18 protein-coding genes are annotated in these 21,141 nt (G+C 70.0%); 13 read left to right on the top strand and 5 right to left on the bottom strand.

Translation table 11 applies throughout. The features are described 5' to 3' along the window. The first annotated feature begins 59 nt into the window (after positions 1-59). The 4 genes from OG194_RS11790 to OG194_RS11775 all read left to right on the top strand — a co-directional run bounded on the left by OG194_RS11790 (position 60) and on the right by OG194_RS11775 (position 6,087). Complete coding sequence (locus OG194_RS11790; RefSeq protein WP_327400824.1) at positions 60-2,069, top strand: ABC transporter ATP-binding protein; 2,010 nt, start codon at positions 60-62, stop codon at positions 2,067-2,069. 163 nt (positions 2,070-2,232) lie between these two features. Beyond that, positions 2,233-3,120 (top strand): FadR/GntR family transcriptional regulator, encoded by an 888-nt coding sequence (locus OG194_RS11785; protein WP_327400823.1) that lies wholly within the window; start codon positions 2,233-2,235, stop codon positions 3,118-3,120. A 435-nt stretch (positions 3,121-3,555) separates the two neighbouring features. Then, positions 3,556-5,097: an RNA polymerase sigma factor gene (locus OG194_RS11780; RefSeq protein ID WP_327400822.1), complete on the top strand. Its 1,542-nt coding sequence runs from the start codon at positions 3,556-3,558 to the stop codon at positions 5,095-5,097. Positions 5,098-5,229: 132 nt separating this feature from the next. Further along, on the top strand, positions 5,230-6,087 hold the full coding sequence (locus OG194_RS11775) for a S1 family peptidase (protein WP_327400821.1): 858 nt from the start codon (positions 5,230-5,232) through the stop codon (positions 6,085-6,087). 116 nt (positions 6,088-6,203) lie between these two features. Here the strand turns inward: OG194_RS11775 and OG194_RS11770 are convergent, their stop codons facing one another. Beyond that, positions 6,204-6,437 carry a DUF7455 domain-containing protein gene (locus OG194_RS11770; protein WP_019061015.1) on the bottom strand — a complete coding sequence of 78 codons (234 nt, stop codon included), beginning with the start codon at positions 6,435-6,437 and terminating at the stop codon, positions 6,204-6,206. 443 nt (positions 6,438-6,880) lie between these two features. Between OG194_RS11770 and OG194_RS11765 the strand changes: the two genes are divergently transcribed. The 6 genes from OG194_RS11765 to OG194_RS11740 all read left to right on the top strand — a co-directional run bounded on the left by OG194_RS11765 (position 6,881) and on the right by OG194_RS11740 (position 13,881). After that, the gene (locus tag OG194_RS11765; RefSeq protein WP_327400820.1) at positions 6,881-9,001 is read left to right on the top strand and encodes a DNA gyrase/topoisomerase IV subunit B; all 2,121 of its coding nucleotides are present in this window, start codon (positions 6,881-6,883) and stop codon (positions 8,999-9,001) included. A 305-nt stretch (positions 9,002-9,306) separates the two neighbouring features. Continuing rightward, on the top strand, positions 9,307-9,831 hold the full coding sequence (locus tag OG194_RS11760) for a DUF1453 domain-containing protein (RefSeq protein ID WP_327400819.1): 525 nt from the start codon (positions 9,307-9,309) through the stop codon (positions 9,829-9,831). Beyond that, positions 9,828-10,979 carry a sensor histidine kinase gene (locus OG194_RS11755; protein ID WP_327400818.1) on the top strand — a complete coding sequence of 384 codons (1,152 nt, stop codon included), beginning with the start codon at positions 9,828-9,830 and terminating at the stop codon, positions 10,977-10,979. Before OG194_RS11760 ends, OG194_RS11755 begins: the two co-directional genes overlap by 4 nt. Further along, positions 10,976-11,662, top strand: coding sequence for a response regulator transcription factor (locus tag OG194_RS11750; RefSeq protein ID WP_327400817.1), 687 nt, complete (start codon positions 10,976-10,978; stop codon positions 11,660-11,662). The genes OG194_RS11755 and OG194_RS11750 overlap by 4 nt, the downstream gene beginning before the upstream one ends. Before the next feature lie 69 nt (positions 11,663-11,731). Then, positions 11,732-12,292 (top strand): DUF485 domain-containing protein, encoded by a 561-nt coding sequence (locus OG194_RS11745; RefSeq protein WP_327400816.1) that lies wholly within the window; start codon positions 11,732-11,734, stop codon positions 12,290-12,292. Next, a complete protein-coding gene (locus tag OG194_RS11740) occupies positions 12,289-13,881 on the top strand; it encodes a solute symporter family protein (protein WP_327400815.1) in 1,593 nt (530 codons plus the stop codon). The genes OG194_RS11745 and OG194_RS11740 overlap by 4 nt, the downstream gene beginning before the upstream one ends. A gap of 48 nt (positions 13,882-13,929) precedes the next feature. Here OG194_RS11740 and OG194_RS11735 read toward each other — a convergent pair whose 3' ends face one another. Then, entirely contained in the window at positions 13,930-14,622 is a 693-nt protein-coding gene (locus tag OG194_RS11735) for a response regulator (RefSeq protein ID WP_327400814.1), read from the bottom strand. 159 nt (positions 14,623-14,781) lie between these two features. On the opposite strand from OG194_RS11735, the gene OG194_RS11730 reads away from it, so the two are divergent. From OG194_RS11730 to OG194_RS11720, 3 genes are all read left to right on the top strand, one after another. Then, on the top strand, positions 14,782-15,597 hold the full coding sequence (locus OG194_RS11730) for an ABC transporter ATP-binding protein (RefSeq protein ID WP_327400813.1): 816 nt from the start codon (positions 14,782-14,784) through the stop codon (positions 15,595-15,597). Then, complete coding sequence (locus OG194_RS11725) at positions 15,587-16,465, top strand: ABC transporter permease (protein ID WP_327400812.1); 879 nt, start codon at positions 15,587-15,589, stop codon at positions 16,463-16,465. The genes OG194_RS11730 and OG194_RS11725 overlap by 11 nt, the downstream gene beginning before the upstream one ends. A gap of 77 nt (positions 16,466-16,542) precedes the next feature. After that, entirely contained in the window at positions 16,543-17,595 is a 1,053-nt protein-coding gene (locus OG194_RS11720; RefSeq protein ID WP_327400811.1) for an ABC transporter substrate-binding protein, read from the top strand. 70 nt (positions 17,596-17,665) lie between these two features. Here OG194_RS11720 and OG194_RS11715 read toward each other — a convergent pair whose 3' ends face one another. The 3 genes from OG194_RS11715 to OG194_RS11705 form a co-directional block, all read right to left on the bottom strand. Beyond that, a complete protein-coding gene (locus OG194_RS11715; protein WP_327400809.1) occupies positions 17,666-18,346 on the bottom strand; it encodes a response regulator in 681 nt (226 codons plus the stop codon). After that, positions 18,343-20,022, bottom strand: coding sequence for a sensor histidine kinase (locus OG194_RS11710; RefSeq protein WP_327400808.1), 1,680 nt, complete (start codon positions 20,020-20,022; stop codon positions 18,343-18,345). Before OG194_RS11710 ends, OG194_RS11715 begins: the two co-directional genes overlap by 4 nt. Positions 20,023-20,160: 138 nt before the next feature. Beyond that, on the bottom strand, positions 20,161-21,099 hold the full coding sequence (locus tag OG194_RS11705; RefSeq protein WP_327400807.1) for a sucrase ferredoxin: 939 nt from the start codon (positions 21,097-21,099) through the stop codon (positions 20,161-20,163). Positions 21,100-21,141 lie beyond the last annotated feature (42 nt).

Raw genomic sequence — 21,141 nt, 5'->3', positions numbered from 1 at the left:
TTGCGGAGCGGGCCGTTCGGTGCCCGGAAAAACGGATATAGCGCGCTATCTTGCTGTGGGTGATCCAGGCCTTCGGACTGACCAGCAACGCCCGCAAGGAGCATCCGCCCGCCGTCGACGACGTCTCCTTCGAGGCACGTGCGGGCCGTGTCACCGCACTCCTCGGAGCACCGGGCGCGGGCAAGACGGCCGCGCTCAGGCTCATGCTCGAACTCCAACAGGGACGTGGAATCACCTACTTCAGGGGCCGCCCCCTGCACCGCATCGCCCACCCGTCGCGCGAGGTCGGCGTGCTCCTGGGCGATGTGCCGGGACACCCGGCCCGATCGGTCCGCGGCCACCTCCGGATGCTGTGCGCCGCGGCGGGCGTTCCGGCCCGGCGCGCCGACGAAGTCCTCGAAGTGGTCGGCATCGTCAGCCTGCGCGACGAACGCCTCGGCAGCCTCGCCCGCGGCATGGACCGCCGCCTCGGCCTCGCCTGCGCCCTGCTGTCCGACCCGCACACACTCGTGCTGGACGAACCCGCGGACGCTCTCTCCGCCCGCGAAAGCCGTTGGCTGTACGGCCTGCTGCGCGCCCACGCGGCCCAGGGTGGCACGGTCCTGTTCACCACCGCCGACCCCAAGGAGGCCGCCCGCAGCGCCGATCGGGTCGTCACCCTGGAGCAGGGCCGACTCGTCGCCGACCAGGGGGCCGGAGACTTCGCCCGCACCCGGCTGCGCCCCCGCGTCGCCGTCCGCAGCCCGCACGCCAACCGCCTCGCCGCCCTCCTCGCCAAGGAGGCCCGCACCGCACACCGCTCCGTAGAAGTCGTACGGGAGGACGGCAACCGCCTTTCCGTGTACGGCAGTACATGCGCCGACGTCGGCGAGACGGCGTTCCGGCACGACATCCTCGTCCACCAACTCGCGGACGAGATCGGGGACATGGGACCGGGCGCAGGAACGCCTTCCTACGGTGAGCCGGAATCCATCGATGAGCCGCGAGTGTCGGACGCCCCGTCGACAGCCGAGATGCCATCGGCCAGCACCGATGTGCCACGTGCCGAGCCGCCGACACGACTCACAGATGTTCCGCCCGTCGCCGAAGAACCGGAACCCGTCGCCGAACCCCACCCGTCGTACGAGGCCCGCGCAGCGGCCACTGCAAGCAACTCCGCCACAAACTCCCGGCTGGTTCCCCTCATCGACCCCGAGGAGTCGGCCGGCACCCGCCCCCGCGCGCGTGCCCCACGCGCCTCCCAAGTCCTCACCGCCGACGCCCTGTCCCCGCTCCCGCCCCCCATCTCCGTCCGCTCCGCCCCCAGCCCGCTGCGCCCGCTCCGCTACGAGTTGCGGCGGGCCGCCGGTGTCGGCACCGGGTTCCTGACCGGGGCCGCCGTGCTCGTCGTGTCCGCCCTCACCGCGCTGCTGTTGGCTCGCATCGGGCACACCCCACAGCCCCGTCTCCTGGCCGCGTGGCCGCGGGAGTTGCCCCTGCCTCCCGCGGCGCTCGGTGCGGGACTGCTCGGGGCGTTCGCGTTCGGTGACGAGTTCCGTCACCCCGCCCTGGCGGCGGACCGCGGCACCGTGCCCCGACGGATGGGGCTGCTCGTCGCGAAGCTCCTCGTCTCCGCGGCCACCGCGCTGCTGCTGGCCTTCCTCACGGTGGGCTGCGACGCCGAAGTGCTCTATCTCGTCTACGGACGGGAGCTCGCGCAAGTTCCCGCCGACTGGCTTTCGACGGGCGCGAGTTGGATCGGCCTGGTCGTCGGCTGCGCCTGGGCCGGCGTCCTGGCGGCCGGCATCTTCCGGTCCACCACGGCCGGGCTCGCCGCGGTGGTCGCCGTACCGATTCTCGTCGTACCCCTCGTGCACAAGGCGTTGGCAGGGCCTGCCGTGCGGACCGCGGAAGGCTTCCCGATGCGGATGCGGAAGGTGTTGCTGCTGCAGTGGCCCTTCGGGGGCGAGCGTTACCTGTCCGCTGCGGCGCGGGTGATCGCCCAACCCGTGGGCGGGGCACTGGCGTTGTCGCTGACCGCCCTGCTCTGCGCGTATCTGCTCACGACCCTGCGTAGCAGGGTCCGATGACGACCGTCCGCACCCTTCGGGGTGCCGCTCTGCGCACAACTCCCCGCAGAAAGCCCATTTCTTTCCGATAAGGCGTCAATTGCGACGGGGTGAGCGATCACCCTTTCGTGTGCTTTTCACCAAAGACCTCAAGGGAGTTGGAGACAGCGCCGACAAATGATCCGTGAGTACCCTTGCGCACACCATGATGACCGCCGCCCGCTCCGCAGACTCCGGTCTCGCCGGCCCGGGCGAACTCGACCGCTACCCCTTTGCCGAGGCGCCCGTCACCGAGCGCCTCGGAGCCCCTTCCTGGGACGGTTCCGACCCCGAGCTGGGCCGCGTGGGCCGGCGTGCCGCGGGCAACCGCGGACGCGGGCTGCACGGCCAACTCGTCCAGCAGCTGGGTCAGATGATCGTCTCCGGGGACCTGGGCGCCGACCGTCCGCTGGTGCCCGAGGAGATCGGCCAGCGTTTCGAGGTCTCCCGCACCGTCGTCCGTGAATCGCTCCGCGTCCTGGAGGCCAAGGGCCTGGTCAGTGCCCGCCCGAACGTCGGCACGCGCGTGCGTCCCGTCAGCGACTGGAACCTCCTCGACCCGGACATCATCGAATGGCGTGCCTTCGGCCCGCAGCGCGACAACCAGCGCCGTGAGCTGAGCGAGCTGCGCTGGACGATCGAGCCGCTCGCCGCGCGCCTCGCCGCCGGCCACGGGCGCGAGGATGTCCAGCAGCGCCTCTCCGACATGGTCGAGATCATGAGCCACGCCATGGGGCAGGGTGACGCGCTGACCTTCTCCCGCGCGGACGCCGAGTTCCACTCGCTGCTCATCCAGGTCGCGGGCAACCGGATGCTGGAGCACCTTTCCGGGATCGTCTCCTCGGCCCTCCAGGTCTCCGGTGGCCCGGTCACGGGCTGTGACCGCCCGACCGACGCCTCCCTGGGGCACCACGCCCGGATCGTCGACGCCCTCGCCGCCGGCGACGGTGCGGCGGCCGAGGCGGCCATGCGGCAGCTGCTCATCGTGCACCCCGAGGTGGAGCGCGTGGTGCCCGCCCCGCGCGAACACTGACGCGCACGGGATGGTCCGTGCGGTCGAGGTGTGCCGCGTTCTCGTGGCGGCGCCCGGCCGGGGCGCCCGTCTTCCGCCGGACCCCGCAGGATCCTCCAGGGAATCCGGCGGGGTCCGGCGGTGCGACGGGATGTCGGATCTCCCCGAGGAGCGCCTGTCACGGCCGCAGGTGCCCTCCTCTGCCCGTGTCTGACCGTTTTTGAACGCTTACGGGGTGTGACTCGGGCCACGCAGATTGGGCGTAACGCTCGCGGGCACTGTGCGATGACCTAAGAGGTGACAGCCGCGGAAGGGAATACGGACGCCGTTCAAGGCGCTGTGTTTCTTCCCGGCCCCAGCCCGCGCCGTCGGCCCATCCCCAAGTCGGCGGTCGTCGGCTCCTGTCCGTACCGGACGGGGCCGGAAGCCGTTTTCCATCGTTCCGAGAGGTTGTTCGTGTCGGCCAGCACATCCCGTACGCTCCCGCCGGAGATCGCCGAGTCCGTCTCTGTCATGGCGCTCATCGAGCGGGGAAAGGCTGAGGGGCAGATCGCCGGCGATGACGTGCGTCGGGCCTTCGAAGCTGACCAGATTCCGGCCACTCAGTGGAAGAACGTACTGCGCAGCCTCAACCAGATCCTCGAGGAAGAGGGTGTGACGCTGATGGTCAGTGCCGCGGAGCCCAAGCGCACCCGAAAGAGCGTCGCAGCGAAGAGTCCGGCCAAACGCACCGCCACCAAGACGGTCGCCGCGAAGACGGTGACCGCCAAGAAGGCCACCGCCACCGCCACTCCGGCGGCCCCCGTCGCCGACGCTCCCGTCGAGGACGACGCCGCGCAGAAGGTCGCTGCCAAGAAGACCGCGCCCGCCAAGAAGGCGGTCGCCAAGAAGGTCGCCGCCAAGAAGACGACGGCGGCGGCCAAGAAGACCAGTGCCAAGAAGGACGACGCCGAGGCAGTCGACGAAGAGGCGACCGAGGAGACCCCCGGCAAGACCGGGGACGAGCCCGAGGGTGCCGAGAGCGCCGGGTTCGTGCTCTCCGACGAGGACGAGGACGACGCGCCCGCGCAGCAGGTCGCCGCCGCCGGTGCCACCGCCGACCCCGTCAAGGACTACCTCAAGCAGATCGGCAAGGTCCCCCTCCTCAACGCCGAGCAGGAGGTCGAGCTCGCCAAGCGCATCGAGGCCGGTCTGTTCGCCGAGGACAAGCTGGCCAACGCCGACAAGCTCGCCCCCAAGCTCAAGCGCGAGCTGGAGATCATCGCCGAGGACGGCCGCCGCGCCAAGAACCACCTCCTGGAGGCCAACCTCCGTCTGGTGGTCTCCCTGGCCAAGCGCTACACCGGCCGCGGCATGCTCTTCCTGGACCTCATTCAGGAGGGCAACCTCGGTCTGATCCGCGCGGTCGAGAAGTTCGACTACACCAAGGGCTACAAGTTCTCCACGTACGCCACCTGGTGGATCCGTCAGGCCATCACGCGCGCGATGGCCGACCAGGCCCGCACCATCCGTATCCCGGTGCACATGGTCGAGGTCATCAACAAGCTCGCGCGCGTGCAGCGCCAGATGCTCCAGGACCTGGGCCGCGAGCCCACCCCGGAGGAGCTGGCCAAGGAACTCGACATGACCCCGGAGAAGGTCATCGAGGTCCAGAAGTACGGCCGCGAGCCCATCTCCCTGCACACCCCCCTGGGTGAGGACGGCGACAGCGAGTTCGGTGACCTCATCGAGGACTCCGAAGCCGTCGTCCCGGCCGACGCGGTCAGCTTCACCCTCCTCCAGGAGCAGCTGCACTCCGTCCTGGACACCCTGTCCGAGCGCGAGGCCGGTGTGGTCTCGATGCGCTTCGGTCTCACCGACGGTCAGCCGAAGACCCTCGACGAGATCGGCAAGGTGTACGGGGTCACCCGTGAGCGCATCCGCCAGATCGAGTCCAAGACCATGTCGAAGCTGCGCCACCCGTCGCGTTCGCAGGTGCTGCGCGACTACCTCGACTAGGTCGTGGTCGTACGACACGGAAGGCCCGGTTTCCCCTCAGGGGACCGGGCCTTCGTGCTGGCCGCGGGTGCGGCGCGCCGCGTGCTGGATCACTCTGGGTCTCCCATGACCATCCCAGAGTGAGGAACGTGCATGCGTCGTCCCCTTGCCCGGGCGCTGACCCGGCCGCTGGTCCTGGCGGCCGCCGCGTCCGCCATACCGCTGGTCTCGGCGGCCCCCGTGGCCGCCGACAGCATCGTCGTCGGCGGGTTCCCGGTCGATGTCTCCGTGAGCCCCTGGACGGTGGCGCTGTCCAGCCGTGACCGGTTCGGGGGTACCCGGGCGGGGCAGTTCTGCGGCGGCGTGGCCGTGGGCCGGACCACCGTGCTGACCGCGGCCCACTGCATGGGCGACGACGTCCTGGGGGCGCCGCCGCACCGGGCGGCCGACCTCAAGGCCATCGCGGGCCGTACGGACCTGCTGTCGGGCCGGGGCCAGGAGATCTCCGTACGCGATGTGTGGGTCAATCCGGAATACGACCCCGCCAGCAACGCCGGCGACTTCGCCGTGCTCACTCTCGCCGATCCGATGCCCCAGAGCTCGGTCATCGCGATGGCGGCCGCGGGCGACACCGCCTACCGGGCGGGCACGGCCGCCACGGTCTACGGCTGGGGCGATCTCACCGGCAGCGGCGACTACGCGGGAAGCCTGCACGCGGCGCGCCTGCACGTGCTGTCCGACGCGCAATGCCAGGAGGCCTATCCGGCCGGTGCCGACGGCACCTACCTCCCCGAGTCCATGCTCTGCGCCGGAGAGGCTCAGGGAGGCCGTGACGCCTGTCAGGGGGACAGCGGGGGGCCGCTGGTCGCCCAGGGTCGGCTGATCGGGCTCGTGTCGTGGGGCAGCGGCTGCGGGCGGGCCGGGAGCCCAGGCGTCTACACCAGGGTGTCTGACGTCCTGCGGACGCTGGGCCGCCACCGCGGCTCGCCAGGGCCGCACAAGGGTGCCTGACGGCATCTGAGAGGCATCTGCGGGTACGAAGACGGGCGGCCCCGCTCCTGTGGTTCAGGAGCGGGGCCGCCCGTCGCCGGCCTGGGCCGGTGCTGGCTCGTCGTGGACGCGATGTGTCAGCGGTCTTCTTCAGGAACGCTTGCTGCTGGAGCGGAGGTCAGCCGCTCCGACTCGTCCTGTATCTCAGCGGCGATCTTCTTGAGTTCCGGCTCGAACTTGCGGCCGTGGTGGGCGCAGAAGAGCAGTTCTCCGCCGCTCAGCAGGACGACGCGCAGGTATGCCTGGGCGCCGCAGCGGTCGCAGCGATCGGCGGCCGTCAGTGGGCTCGCGGGGGTCAGAACAGTAGTCACGTCGCCTCTTCTCTAGCTCGACGAGCTGTCGTACCAGGGTCAACATCCAACCAGGCCGAAAACGTTCCCGCTCGTGGCCTTTTCTCGAAAAATTCTTCCGGGGCGGCTGTCTGCTGCCGGTTGGCGGCGAATGTGCCGTATTGCGTGTCTATGTGTCTGTACGGGTTCGCGCTGTGGGGTCAGGGTCGGGTCCACCCGGCTGGATTGCCGGTTGTTCATGAGGACGTGCCCGGAGCCTAAATGGTTCATGCCCCGAAGGGAACGTGATATGTACTTCACTCCATCGAGGGATCGAACAGGCATACGACCCTGGACTAGTGTGAGGAGGAGACGAGGGTGGCGTTACAACGGCTCTACCAGGCCTCGGTACCCTCTGAGCGGCAACCGAAGCCGGGCCCTTACCCAAAAGGGCCTCATCTGAAATTCAGCGAGGAGCGAACCGCGTGACCGCCGAAACGTCCGTGCCGTCGACAGCGCTGCTGGCAGGAGCAGACCGGGACGGTTCCAACTACACCGCGCGGCACCTGCTCGTCCTTGAGGGGCTAGAGGCCGTACGCAAGCGCCCGGGCATGTACATCGGGTCGACCGACAGTCGTGGCCTGATGCACTGTCTGTGGGAGATCATCGACAACTCCGTGGACGAAGCCCTCGGGGGCTACTGCGACCACATCGAGGTGATCCTGCACGACGACGCCTCGGTGGAGGTCCGGGACAACGGCCGGGGCATCCCGGTCGACGTCGAGCCCAAGACCGGCCTCTCCGGTGTCGAGGTCGTCATGACCAAGCTGCACGCCGGCGGCAAGTTCGGCGGCGGCTCGTACGCCGCCTCCGGCGGTCTGCACGGCGTGGGTGCCTCCGTGGTGAACGCTCTGTCCGCGCGGCTGGACGTCGAGGTGGACCGCAGCGGCAACACCCACGCCATCAGCTTCCGGCGCGGTGTGCCGGGCTCCTTCGTGAACGCCGGTCCGGACGCCACGTTCGAGCCCGGTGGCCTGCGCAAGACCAAGCGGATTCCCAAGACCCGCACCGGCACGCGCGTGCGCTACTGGGCCGACCGCCAGATCTTCCTCAAGGACGCGAAGCTCTCCCTGGAGGGCCTGCACCAGCGGGCCCGGCAGACCGCGTTCCTGGTGCCCGGGCTGACCATCGTCGTCCGCGACGAGTACGGCCTCGGTGAGGGCGGCAGCAAGGGGGAGGAGTCCTTCCGCTTTGACGGCGGCATCAGCGAGTTCTGCGAGTACCTGGCGAGCGACAAGCCGGTCTGCGACGTACTGCGCCTGTCGGGCCAGGGCAGCTTCAAGGAGACGGTGCCCGTCCTGGACGACCACGGCCAGATGACGCCCACCGAGGTCACCCGGGAACTCGGCGTCGACATCGCGATGCGCTGGGGGACCGGTTACGACACGACGTTCAGGTCGTACGTGAACATCATCGCCACCCCCAAGGGCGGCACCCACGTGGCCGGCTTCGAGCAGGCCGTCGTCAAGACGATGAACGAGGTGGCGCGCGCCAAGAAGCTGCTGCGCGTCGCCGAGGACGACGTCGTCAAGGACGACGCCCTGGAGGGCCTCACCGCGGTCGTCACCGTCCGGCTCGCCGAACCGCAGTTCGAGGGCCAGACCAAGGAGGTGCTCGGTACGTCGGCGGCCCGCCGGATCGTCGCCAACGTGGTCGCCAAGGAGCTCAAGGACTTCCTGACCTCGACGAAGCGTGACGCGGCGGCCCAGGCCCGCGTGGTCATGGAGAAGGCCGTCGCCGCCGCACGCACGCGTATCGCGGCCCGGCAGCACAAGGACGCGCAGCGCCGCAAGACGGCCCTGGAGTCCTCCTCGCTGCCCGCCAAGCTCGCCGACTGCCGCAGCGACGACGTCGAGCGCAGCGAGTTGTTCATCGTCGAGGGAGACTCCGCGCTCGGTACGGCCAAGCTCGCCCGGAACTCCGAGTTCCAGGCGCTGCTGCCGATCCGCGGCAAGATCCTCAACGTCCAGAAGTCGTCCGTCACCGACATGCTGAAGAACGTCGAGTGCGGGGCGATCATCCAGGTCATAGGAGCGGGGTCGGGCCGTACCTTCGACATCGACGCGGCCCGCTACGGCAAGATCATCATGATGACCGACGCCGATGTGGACGGTTCCCACATCCGGTGTCTGCTCCTGACTCTGTTCCAGCGCTACATGCGGCCCATGGTCGAGGCCGGCCGGGTGTTCGCCGCGGTGCCGCCGCTGCACCGCATCGAACTCGTCCAGCCCAAGAAGGGCCAGGACAAGTACGTCTACACGTACTCGGACCGTGAGCTGCGCGAGAAGATGCTGGAGTTCCAGAGCAAGGGCGTCCGGTTCAAGGACTCCATCCAGCGCTACAAGGGTCTCGGTGAGATGGACGCCGACCAACTGGCCGAGACGACGATGGACCCCCGCCACCGCACCCTGCGCCGGATCAACCTCTCCGACCTGGACGCGGCCGAGCAGGTCTTCGATCTGCTCATGGGCAACGACGTGGCCCCGCGCAAGGAGTTCATCTCCAGTTCGGCCGCGACGCTGGACCGGTCGAGGATCGACGCCTGACCACAGGACCGGGCCCGGGTTCGACCTGGGCCCGGACTCGTGTCCCACCCGGGCCCGGGCCGCGGCTCGGAGGCTTGCACCCGGCCTCGGCGTGATCGCTCCGTTCCCGGCACGGACCCCTGTCGCCCCGCCTGGCCTCGGAACGGCGCCACCGGTCGGCTCCACCCGTGGGTGGAGGCTGACGCGTTTCGGAGATCCACCCACGATCCACCCTGGCGCCGATCTGCCGACCTGCGAATTTCCGTAGCGTCGAAGGCGTCGGCAGCGCTCGCCGCCGACGTCCTCTTCCGTTCACGGAGGCTCTGATGTCCGGGCTGGTCAACGCGTTGGTGATCGTGGCCGTCGTCGCGGTGGTGATCGTGCGGCAGTTCCGCGCCCGTCGGATCGACACCGACCGGCGCTGGTGGCTCCTCCCCGTGATCCTCGCTGTCGTGGCGCTGCGCGACCCCGGCATACTCGACGCCCACCACCACACCGGGTCGGCCCTCCTGCTCGCCGTCGAATTGGTCGTCGGGCTGGCCACCGGAGCCGGCTGGGCCTGGACCACGCGCCTGTGGGTCGAGACGGACGGTTCCGTGTGGAGCAAGAGCACCAAGGCGAGCGGGGGCGTCTGGATCGTCGGCATAGCCCTGCGCGTCGGTCTCATGGCCCTGGGCGCGGTCGTGGGCGTGCACCAGAACAGCTCGGCCCTCATGCTCGGTCTCGCGGCGACGCTACTGGTCCGCTCCGGGGTCCTGGCCTGGCGGGCCCAGTCCTTCACCGGGTCGGCCGGTTCGGCCCCGGCGTACGGTTTCGGCATGGCGCGGCCTGCCCGGAAGGAGCGCGTGTGACGGAGAACGCCTGGACGCGCTGGCCCTCGCGGGAGGCGCTGGGCCGAGAGGGAGTCTCACGGCCCCGGCGGTTGCTCGCCTGGGCCGTCCGGCTGCTGGTGATCGGCGTGTTGTTGGGGGGCGCCTTCACCGGCGGCCACGTGCACGGCTGGGCCCTGGCCGGCGGCGCGGCGGGGATCCTGGTGGCTGCGGTCCTCGCCTGGGCCTTCTGGCGCACCACCCTCGCCCACAGGCTCTGGCCGTCGGTGGCACTCATCGCCGCGCTCCTAGGGGTCGCGATCGGGGGACAGGCCGTCGGGTTCACGGTCCCGGCCCTCGTCATCTGGTGCGGTTGTGCGGTCGGTTCGCTGGAGCGGCTGCCCATCGCGGTCGCCGTGCCCGTGACCTCGGTGTCCCTCGCGGTCTTCGCCGCGGTCAACAACGACGTCTGGCTGACCACCGCGGTCACGACCGCGGGGCTGGCCCTCGCGGGATACACGCTCCGCCTCGACGCCGAGGCACGGGGCAACGCCCAGCGGCTGCTCACCCAGGAACGCATGGCACGTACTGCCGAGGCGGAGTCCGCCGCGCTGGCGGAACGCGCCCGTATCGCCCGGGAGATCCACGACGTGCTGGCCCACAGCCTCTCGGCCCAGCTCGTGCACCTGGAGGCGGCCAGGCTGCTGATCGAGCGGGGCGCCGACCGGGAGACGATCCTGGAACGGGTCGTGGCAGCACGGGGGATGGCCCGCGACGGCCTGGTGGAGACCCGGCAGGCCGTGTCCGCGCTGCGGGGCGAGATGAGCCCGCTGGAGGACTTCCTGTCCGAGATCGTCGGTACGACGGGCGGTGCAGAGGTCACCGTTACGGGTGACCGGAGACAGCTGCCCGCCGAGGCCTCGCAGGCCGTGCGCCGGGTCGCCCAGGAGGCCCTGACGAACGTCCGCAAGCATGCCCCGGGCGCCAAGGTGCTGCTCACGCTGGACTACGGCGAGCACGAAGTGACGCTGGACGTACGGGACTCGGGCGGATCCCCGGGCGAACTCACCGGGGCGGGAGGTGGATACGGTCTGCTGGGCATGCGGGAACGCGCCGAGCTGCTGGGCGGTTCGCTGCGGGCCGGGCCGGACGAGGAGGGATTCGTGGTGACGCTGAAGGTGCCTGCATGACGGATGAGGCCGTGAGGAAACCCGCGCGGGTCGTGGTCGCGGACGACCAGACCGTCGTACGGGAAGGCATCGTGATGCTGCTGGGGCTGCTGCCCGGGATCGAGGTCGTCGGCGCCGCCGCCGACGGGGACGAGGCGGTGCGGCTCGTCGCCGAACTCGCCCCGGACGTCGTGCTGATGGACCTGCGCATGCCGCGCTGCGACGGTGTCGAGGCGACCCGGCGGATCCGTGCGGAGCATCCCGGGACGCAGGTCGTGGTGCTCACGACGTTCGCGGACGACGCGTCGCTGTTCCCGGCGTTGCGCGCGGGGGCGCGTGGCTACCTCACCAAGGACGCGGGCGGCGACGAGATCGTACGGGCCGTGGAGAGCGTGCTGTCGGGGGACGCGGGGCTGTCGCCGAGCATCCAACGGCGGTTGCTGGAACGCCTGTCGGAGCCCGAGCCGCAGCCGTCGTCGGAGCCCGCCGAGCCGCCGGACGGGCTCACCGCGCGGGAGACCGAGGTGCTGCTGCTGATCGCCGAGGGCCTGACCAATCAGGAGATCGCCCGCACGCTGCACGTCTCCACGGCGACCGTGAAGACCCACATCAACAATCTGTTCGCCAAGACGGGGCTCAAGGACCGTGCGCAGGCGGTTCGTTACGCCTACGGCAAAGGACTGGTGCGGCCACCAGCGGGTTGAGTCACCTGATGGGGTGAAGACAGCGGAGAAGAAGAGTCGGGGATCTTCCCGTTCTGTCCATCCTTGGGCATGCAGTCAAGCAACGGTCGTTCCCGCGGTGGCGGGAGTGGTCACGAGAGTCCGGCCGAGAACCACGAAGGTCATGACCTGACCCCTGCCGAGGCAACCGGAAAGGTGAGGTACCACGACCCTTGGTACGACGCGCTCGCGTCCGGCTGGGGCGAGACGGACGGCACGGGCGGGCCCACGCCCGAAGTGCCCGCCGCGCGCCGGGAGGACGCGGACCACGCCGTCCGCGCGGGTGATGTGTACCGGGAGGTGCAGCGCAGCGCGGCCTTCCAGGAGGTGCGCGGCCGGTATCTGCGGTTCGTGGTGCCGGCCACCGTCGTCTTCTTCGCCTGGTACGTGGCCTATGTGGTGACGGCGACGACGGCGCCCGGATTCATGGCCCGGCCGGTGGTCGGCGCGGTGAACGTGGGGATGATCGCGGGACTGGGGCAGTTCCTCACCACCTTCCTGCTCACCTGGGCCTACGCCCGGCACGCGCGGCTGCGCAGGGACCGGGCCGCGCTCGAACTGCGCTGGGACACACAGGAACTGACACGAGGCATTCGAGGCGGTACGTCGTGACCGGGAACCATCAGACGCTGGCGCTGCTGCTGTTCAGCGCGTTCATCGCGGTCACCCTCGGGATCACCACCTGGGTGAGCCGCAACCGGCATGGTTCGGAGGAGGAGTTCTACGCGGGCGGACGTCTCTTCTCCCCGATGGAGAATGGTTTTGCCATCTCGGGTGATTATCTGTCCGCAGCCTCGTTCCTCGGGGTCACCGGGCTCATCGCGCTGTTCGGCTACGACGGCCTGCTGTACGTGGTGGGCTTCTTCGTCGCCTGGCTCATGGTGCTGTTCCTCGTCGCCGAACTGGTGCGCAACTGCGGGCGGTTCACGCTCGCCGACGTGGTCGCCGCCCGGATGAGCGAGCGGCCGGTACGGATCGCGGCGGGAACTTCCTCGGTCACCGTGTCCGTTCTGTATCTGGTGGCGCAGATGGTGGGCGCGGGCAGCCTGGTCTCGCTGCTGCTGGGCGGGACGAGTCCGGCCGCGCGGGCCTGGACCGTCATCGGCGTCGGTGCGCTCATGGTGATCTATGTGTCGATGGGAGGGATGCGGGCCACCACCTGGATCCAGATCGTCAAGGCGGTCCTGATGATGAGCGGCACCATCGCGCTGACGGTGCTGACCCTGGTGCGCTTCCACGGGAACCTGAACCACCTGCTGCTCACGGCCGCCGCGCGCAGCGGTCACGGCGCCGCCTTCCTGGCGCCGGGGCTCAAGTACGGCGGGGACTGGACCGCGCGGTTCGACTTCATCAGCCTGGGCCTCGCGCTCGTCCTGGGCACGGCCGGGCTGCCGCACATCCTGTCCCGCTTCTACACCGTGCCGACCGCGCGGGCCGCGCGCCGTTCGGTGGTGTGGTCGATCGGGCTCATCGGTGCCTTCTACCTGATGACGATCATCCTCGGCTTCGCCGCGGCGGCGGTCGTGGGACCGGACACCCTTCGGAAGTCGAACGAGGCCGGGAACACGGCGGTCCCGCTGCTCGCCCTCGACCTCGGCGGAGGCGCCGATTCCACCGGAGGCACCGTCCTGTTCGCGATCGTCGCGGCCGTGGCCTTCGCCACCATCCTCGCGGTGGTGGCCGGGATCACCTTGGCCTCCTCGGCATCCGTGGCGCACGACCTGTACGCGTCGCTGCGGCGCCCGAACGCCAAGCCGCGCAGTGAGGTAGCCGTGGCGCGGGTCGCCGCGGTCGGCATCGGTGTCGCGGCGATCGGACTCGGCCTCATCGCCAGGAACCTCAACGTCGCCTTCCTGGTGGGCCTCGCCTTCGCCGTCGCCGCCTCCGCGAACCTCCCGGTGCTGCTGTACTCGCTGTTCTGGCGCGGCTTCACGACCCGCGGCGCCGTGTGGGCCGTATACGGCGGACTGATCCCCGCACTGGTGCTCGTGCTGCTGTCGCCGGTCGTGTCGGGCAGCCCCCAATCGCTGTTCCCGGGCGTCGACTTCCAGTTCTTCCCGCTGCAGAACCCCGGCCTCGTCTCGATCCCGCTCGGCTTCCTGGCCGGCTGGCTCGGCACGGTCACCTCCACGGAGGTCCCGGACGAGGCCAAGCACGCGGAGACCGAGGTACGGGCGCTGACGGGGGCGGGGGCCGTGTAGCGGGGCCCGTGTGCCGTAGCCACGCGCGGCAGTGCGGCTGTCGCGTGGCTACGGCGCCACCCAGGCGTAGCGGTGTTCCGGGCGGCCCGTGTCGCCGTACTTGAGGGACAGGCGGAGGCGGCCGGCCTGTTCCAGGTGGCGGAGGTAGCGCTGGGCCGTGGAGCGGCTCAGGCCGGTCTCGGCGGCGACCTCGTGGGCCGAGAGCGGGTGGCCGGCGCTGTGCAGGACGCCGCAGATCAGGTCGGTCGTCGGTTCCGAGTGGCCGCTGGGCAGACCGGGGGAGGCCGGCGCGGTCGTCGTGCGCAGCGCGCCGAAGATGCGGTCGACCTGCTCCTGGCCGGCGATGCCGCGGCCGCCGACGCGGTCGACGGTGCGGCGCAGGGCGGCGTACGAGTCGAGGCGTGTGCGCAGCGCGGCGAAGGTGAACGGCTTGACCAGGTAGTGCAGGGCGCCCAGGCGCATCGCCCGCTGCACGGTCGTCACATCACTGGCCGCCGTGATCATGATGACGTCGGTTGTGTGGCCCTGTTGGCGCATGCGGTGGACGAGTTCGAGACCCGTCTGGTCGGGCAGATAGTGGTCGAGCAGCACCAGGTCGATGGTCCCGCGCTCCACGGTGGCCAGCGCCTGGGCGGCGCTGTGCGCGCGGGCGGCGACCCGGAAGCCGGGAACCTTTCCCACGTACTTGGCGTTGATCTCGGCGACGCGGAAGTCGTCGTCCACGACCATGACGTCAATCATTGGGCCTCTTTCCTCAAGGCCAGGCGAGCGTTAAGCCCGTGTTTCGGCTCCGCAGTTGTAGCGCGAGCAAAACGAGCACAACAGGCTCTTGCGAGCAAAAGAACGGCTTGCGCCCAGAAGACTGCTGCTGTGGTCCGCGCCACATCTACGGTCCCGGCCATGAGCGCAGACACCAGCCCCGCCATCGAGCTGCGGGGCGCGAGCAAGACCTTCAGGACCCCGTCGGGGGGTCTGCACACGGCCGTACGGGGGCTTGATCTCACCGTCGGACGTGGCGAGTTCGTGGCGGTCGTCGGCCCCACGGGCTGCGGCAAGTCGACCACGCTGACCCTCGTCAGCGGGCTGGAAGAGCCCTCCGAGGGCGATGTGCTGGTGGCCGGGGAGCCGGTCTCCGGCGTCGGCGACAAGGTCGGCTTCGTCTTCCAGCAGGACGCCACCTTCCCCTGGCGCACGGTCCTGTCCAACGTCATGGCGGGCCCCCGCTTCCGCGGCGCACCGAAGGCGGAGGCCAGGGCGAAGGCACGTGAGTGGCTGGCCCGGGTAGGGCTCTCCGCCTTCGAGGACCGCTATCCGCACCAGCTCTCCGGCGGTATGCGCAAGCGCGTCGCGCTCGCCGCGACCTTCGTCAACGACCCCGAGATCCTGCTGATGGACGAGCCGTTCTCGGCGCTCGACGTGCAGACCAGGGCCCTGATGTCGGACGAACTCCTGGAGCTGTGGGAGGGCACCGGTACCTCGGTCGTCTTCGTCACCCACGACCTGGAGGAGTCCATCGCGCTGGCCGACAGAGTCGTCGTGATGACCGCCGGGCCCGCCACCGTGAAGCAGGTCTTCGACATCGACCTGCCGCGGCCCCGCAAGGTCGAATCCGTGCGCCTGGAGCCGCGGTTCATCGAGATCTACCGCGAGATCTGGGAGTCGCTCGGCGAAGAGGTCCGCATCACGCGCGAGAGGGGTGCGGCCAATGTCGCCTGACGTCATGCCCGAGGACAAGGTCGTACCGTCCACGACCGAGCCCGGCACCAGGACGGACCGCGCCCATTCACGCGCGCGTGCCGCCCGTAAACGCAGAGTCGGCGTCGGAGCGGCCCGTGTGCTGCTCCTGGTCGCCTTCCTCGGCCTGTGGGAATGGCTCTCCCGGGCCAAGGTCATCGATCCGTTCAACTTCTCCATGCCTTCGAAGATCTGGGACCAGATCTACACCTGGGTGATGCACGGGACCGCGCTCGGATCCCTGGGGGAGCAGATCTGGGCCACGCTCCAGGAGGCGTTGATCGGCTGGGTCATCGGTGTGATCGCCGGTGTCGTGTTCGGTATTGCGCTGGGCCGGATCACCTTGATGGCCGACATACTTGGTCCATACATCAAGGTGCTCAACTCCATACCCAGGATCGTCCTCGCCCCGATCTTCGTGATCTGGTTCGGACTCGGACCGGCCTCCAAGGTCGCGTCGGCCGTGGTGCTCGTCTTCTTCCCGGTGTTCTTCAACGCCTTCCAGGGCGCCCGCGAGGTCGACCGCAACCTCGTCGCCAACGCCCGCATCCTCGGCGCCAGCGACCGCAGAGTGACCCTCCAGGTGGTCATCCCGTCCGCCACCTCCTGGATCTTCACCAGCCTCCACGTCAGCTTCGGCTTCGCCCTCATCGGCGCGATCGTCGGTGAGTACATCGGTGCCACCAAGGGCATCGGCCTGCTCGTCGCGCAGTCCCAGGGCACCTTCAACGCGGCCGGCGTGTACGCCGCGATGGTGATCCTCGCGGTCGTCGCCCTGGTCGCCGAAGGGCTGCTCACCTTCGCCGAGAACCGCATCTTCCGCTGGAAGCCGTCGGGCTCCGACAGCTGAACGGCCCCTCGCCGCAGCCCTGTTGAAGACGCACCTCTTCCTCCCCGCACCGCACCCTCACAAGGACGTGAATCGCCATGCGCAAGACCGCCAGATACGCCGCCCTGGCCGCCTCGGGCCTGCTCGCCCTCTCCTCGCTCACCGCCTGCGCCAACGACGCGGCCAGCACCGCCTCCACCGGCAAGGGCGACGGCAAGGGCGTGAAGGTCAAGATCATGGTCGGTGGCCTGGACAAGGTCATCTACCTGCCCGCGATGCTCACCCAGCGGCTCGGCTACTTCGACGCCGAGGGCCTCGACGTCGAGCTGCTGAGCGAACCGGCCGGCGTCCAGGCCGAGACCGCGCTCGTCTCCGGACAGGTGCAGGGAGCCGTCGGCTTCTACGACCACACGCTCGACCTCCAGGTCAAGGGCAAGTCGGTCGAGTCCGTGGTGCAGTTCTCGCAGGCACCCGGTGAGGTGGAGGTCGTCTCCACCAAGGCGGCGGGGAAGGTCAAGTCGGCCAAGGACTTCAAGGGCAAGAAGCTCGGCGTGACCGGCCTCGGCTCCTCCACCGACTTCCTCACCAAGTACCTCGCCGTCAAGAACGGCGTCAACGTCAGCGAGTTCACCCCGGTCGCCGTGGGCGCCGGGCCGACCTTCGTCGCCGCGCTCCAACAGGGCTCCATAGACGCCGGGATGACCACCGACCCGACCGTCGCCACGATCCTCGACAAGAAGGCCGGCAAGATCCTCGTCGACATGCGGACGCCCGAGGGCTCGCAGGCGGCGCTCGGTGGGCCGTACCCCTCGTCAAGTCTGTACATGCAGACGGACTGGGTGAACAGCCACAAGTCCACTGTGCAGAAGATGGTCAATGCATTCGTCAAGACGCTCAAGTGGATGTCCACCCACAGCGCGACCGAGATCGCCGACAAGATGCCCGCCGACTACTCCCAGGGCAACAAGTTCCTCTACTCCACCGCGATCAAGAGCACGCTGCCGATGTTCACCAAGGACGGGGTGATGCCGGCGAACGGCCCGGAGACCGTCGAGAAGGTGCTGAAGGCGTTCAACCCCACCATCAAGAACGCCGATGTGGACCTCGACAAGACGTACACGACCGAGTTCGTGAAGAACGCCACAGGCTGACGGCCGCGCGGTCGGCATCCGTAAAGAAGGAGGGGTACGGCCCCTTCCCCCGCCCCCACCGGCCGTGCCCTCAGACGCGGGTCGCCCACACGTAACGGTGTTCCGGGCGGCCCGCGTCGCCGTATTTGAGCGTCAGCCTGGCCCGTCCGGTGCGCTCCAGGAGCTTCAGATAGCGCTGGGCGGTCTGCCGGCTCACTCCTGTGCGGTCGGCGATCTCCTGGGCGGACAGGGGGCCTTCGGCGTTCATCAGGGACCGGCGGACGAGTTCCGCCGTGGTGGGGGAGTGCCCTTTGGGCAACCCGGGCTCCGAAGGCGCGGACAGCGCGCCGAAGATGCGGTCCACCTCGGCCTGTTCGGCCTCGCCGCCGCCGTCGAGCGTGCGGCGCAGGTCCGCGTACGCCTCCAACTTGGCCCGCAGGCCCGCGAACGCGAACGGCTTGACCAGGTACTGCAGCGCGCCCTGCCGCATCGCCGCCTGGACGGTCGTCACGTCCCGTGCCGCCGTCACCATGATCACGTCCGTCTGGTGGCCGCGTCGGCGCATCTCCTGGACGACCGTGAGACCCGTCTCGTCGGGCAGATAGTGGTCGAGCAGGACGAGGTCCAGATGCGGCAGCGCCTCCAGCCTGTCGAGTGCCTCAGCCGCGCTGTGCGCCTCGGCCGCGACATGGAAGCCCGGCATCTTCTCCACGTAGGCCGCGTTGACCTGTGCGACCCGGGTGTCGTCGTCCACGACCAGGACCTCGATCATCGCGACTCCTCCTCGGCGGTCTCCCTGGGGGCGGTGAGAGCGGGTTCCAGGCCCGGCTCGGTCAGCGCCTCGGTCAGTGCCTCCGGTAGGACGACCGCGAACTCCGCGCCCCCGCCGAACGCCTCCGTTACCACCGCGCTGCCGCCCTGCCGTTCGGCGAGCCGACGCACCAGGGAGAGGCCGATCCCGCGCTTGCCGTGGGCCGGGGGCTTCTTCGTGGACCAACCCTCGGTGAAGATCAACTCCCGTTGTTCCTCCGGGATTCCGGGGCCCGTGTCGCGCACCCGGAGCACGGCCGTACGCCCCTCCGTCCGCAACTCGACCTCCACGCGTGCGTGCGGTGTGCCCGCGACGGCGTCGAGCGCGTTGTCCACCAGGTTGCCGACGACCGTGACCAGTCCGCGCGGGTCGATCAACCGGTCGGGCAGCCAGGTCCGGTCGGAGATCCACAGGGCGACACCCCGCTCGGCCGCGACGGTCGCCTTGCCCACCAACAGGGCGGCGATCAGCGGGTCCTGGATCTTCTCGGTGACCTGTTCGGCGGTGGCCCGGTGATCGCCGACCACCTCCCCGACGAAGTCCACGGCGTCGTCGTACATCTCCAGTTCGAGCAGTCCCAGGAGCGTGTGCATACGGTTGGCGTGCTCGTGGTCCTGGGCGCGCAGGGCGTCGATCAGACCGTGCGTCGAGTCCAACTCCCGGCCGAGCTGCTCCAGTTCGGTGCGGTCGCGCAGGGTGGCCACGGCGCCTCCGTCGTCGGTGGGCATCCGGTTGGTGACCAGGACCCGCTGGCCGCGGACGGCGAGCAGATCGGTGCCGGTCACCCGGCCGGCCAGGACGTCGGTCGTACGTCCTCCACCGAGCGCCTCGTCCAGGGAGCGGCCGACCGCCTCGTCGCCGATGCCCAGGAGGCGTCGAGCCTCGTCGTTCAGGAGGCGTATGCGGCCGGTGCGGTCCAGGGCGACGACGCCCTCCCGGATGCCGTGCAGCATCGCCTCGCGCTCCGAGAGCAGCGCCGAGATGTCCGAGAAGGCCAGGTCCCGGGTCTGTCGCTGGACCCTCCGGGAGATCAGCCAGGCCGCCAGCGCGCCGACGGCGAGAGCGCCCCCGGCGTACGCCAGCAGCCCCGGGATCGCGCTGATCAGCTGCGCGCGGACGCTGTCGTACTTGATACCCACCGAGACGGCCCCGACGACCGTGCCGTCGGCGGCCCGCAGGGGCACCTTGCCGCGGGCCGAGCGACCCAGGGTGCCCTTGTCGATCTCCTTGACCTCCTGACCGGCCAGAGGCTGGCCGGGAGAGGTCGAGACGAAGCGGCCGATCTCGCTCGGAGTCGTGTGCGACCACCGCATGCCCCGCCAGTCCATCACCACCACGTACTCGGCCTTGGTGGCCTTCCGGATCCGCTCCGCCTCCTTCTGCACGGGTCCGTCCACGGTCGGAGGGGTGTCCTGGACGTCCTTGATGATCTGCGGCTGCTGCGCGGTGGTCTGGGCGATGGCCAGAGCGCGGTTCATCGCCTCCTGGTCCAGCTGTTTGCTCAGCGGTGCGAGGAACAGCCCGGTCGCCAGGACCGCGACTCCCGCGGCGATCGCCAGCTGCATCAGCAGCACCTGGGAGAACACCCGCCGCGGCAGCCCGAGGCGACGACGGCGTGCGGGAGGTGTGGGGCTCATACCCCTGACGGTACGTGCCGGGGCGGGGGCTGCCCCAGGGGTGTGGCGTGGATCTCTTGACCAGTTCTTGGGGAAAGCGGCCTTCCGTAGAGGGCGATTTTCGGCGGAAACCGGCACGGCGGCCGGGTGCCGTGCGGGTCAGCCCGCCAGCGCCGTCGTCAGCTCGCGCACCGCCACCACGTCCATCCGCGCCGGTGCGCCGAGGACCGACGCCCCGCAGCTCTCCGGGCGGGGCGGAAGCGAGGCCCCCTGGGCGACGATCACGCGCCAGTGGCGTCCGTCGGCGTGCGCGACGGTCACCTCCCAGCGTGGTGCGGCGCCGTCGGTCCGTACGACGCTCAGGGCGTCCATCGCGTACTCGCCCGCCGATGTCCGCACGGCCAGCTCCGCCGCCTGTCCGGGTCGTTCCCAGGCCGAGCCGCCCCGGCAGCCCTCGACGACCACACGGCCCTCCTGGACGCCCTGGAGGATCTCCTTGATGCCGTGTGCCTGGACCCGCCCGTACGCGTAGCCGTACGGCAGGACGAGCACCGTCGGCGAGAAGCGGTGACCGCCCAGATGGGTGACCTCCCAGGCACCCTCGACCCCGGAGGCGGCCAGTTCGGCGGCGAGAGGGCGGCCGAGGAGCGCGCAGCAGCGGTCGCGCTTGCCGTTGGTGCAGACGAGCGCGAGCGGGGCACCGGTGTGGGCCCGCCCGCCGAGCGCCGAGCCGAACGAGCGCGGGTCGCCCGCACCCAGGGCGGCGAAGTCGAGGGCGAGCAACTGCCCCGGGTCCTCCGTCGTGGCGCTGTGCAGCCATACGTTCCCGGGAACGGTGTGGGCCGCGTACACATGGCGCACCGGCGACGCTGCGGGATCGGCGTGCCGACCGGGGCGCCGGATGAGCGCGACCCGTACGCCCGTGTTCGCGGCGGCCGCTTCCAGGGCACGCCCCAGCGCGGGGTCCAGGTGGCTCGAAGTGAGCGCTTTGGCACCCCAAGGACCGGGCTGTTCCAGCAGCAGCCACGTCGTCGCCGTGGCCGCGGTTCCGGAAATGGGCTCGTCGAGGTCCCGAGAGACGGTCGCGCACGTACTCACAGAGGTGAGCCTAACCTGACTTGGCCCAGGGCGACTTCCGGC

The sequence above is a fragment of the Streptomyces sp. NBC_01288 genome, from assembly GCF_035982055.1.
GTDB lineage: Bacteria > Actinomycetota > Actinomycetes > Streptomycetales > Streptomycetaceae > Streptomyces.
Note: the sequence above shows the minus strand (reverse complement) of the source record. Positions and strands in the feature narration are given on the sequence as shown.

What these genes read in the sequence shown, in the direction of transcription:
- OG194_RS11715 (WP_327400809.1), bottom strand. Translation starts at nt 18,346, where the DNA reads ATGATCGAGGTCCTGGTCGTGGACGACGACACCCGGGTCGCACAGGTC.
- OG194_RS11745 (WP_327400816.1), top strand. Translation starts at nt 11,732, where the DNA reads ATGCAGTCAAGCAACGGTCGTTCCCGCGGTGGCGGGAGTGGTCACGAG.
- OG194_RS11735 (WP_327400814.1), bottom strand. Translation starts at nt 14,622, where the DNA reads ATGATTGACGTCATGGTCGTGGACGACGACTTCCGCGTCGCCGAGATC.
- OG194_RS11725 (WP_327400812.1), top strand. Translation starts at nt 15,587, where the DNA reads ATGTCGCCTGACGTCATGCCCGAGGACAAGGTCGTACCGTCCACGACC.
- OG194_RS11750 (WP_327400817.1), top strand. Translation starts at nt 10,976, where the DNA reads ATGACGGATGAGGCCGTGAGGAAACCCGCGCGGGTCGTGGTCGCGGAC.
- OG194_RS11710 (WP_327400808.1), bottom strand. Translation starts at nt 20,022, where the DNA reads ATGAGCCCCACACCTCCCGCACGCCGTCGTCGCCTCGGGCTGCCGCGG.
- OG194_RS11730 (WP_327400813.1), top strand. Translation starts at nt 14,782, where the DNA reads ATGAGCGCAGACACCAGCCCCGCCATCGAGCTGCGGGGCGCGAGCAAG.
- OG194_RS11775 (WP_327400821.1), top strand. Translation starts at nt 5,230, where the DNA reads ATGCGTCGTCCCCTTGCCCGGGCGCTGACCCGGCCGCTGGTCCTGGCG.
- OG194_RS11760 (WP_327400819.1), top strand. Translation starts at nt 9,307, where the DNA reads ATGTCCGGGCTGGTCAACGCGTTGGTGATCGTGGCCGTCGTCGCGGTG.
- OG194_RS11720 (WP_327400811.1), top strand. Translation starts at nt 16,543, where the DNA reads ATGCGCAAGACCGCCAGATACGCCGCCCTGGCCGCCTCGGGCCTGCTC.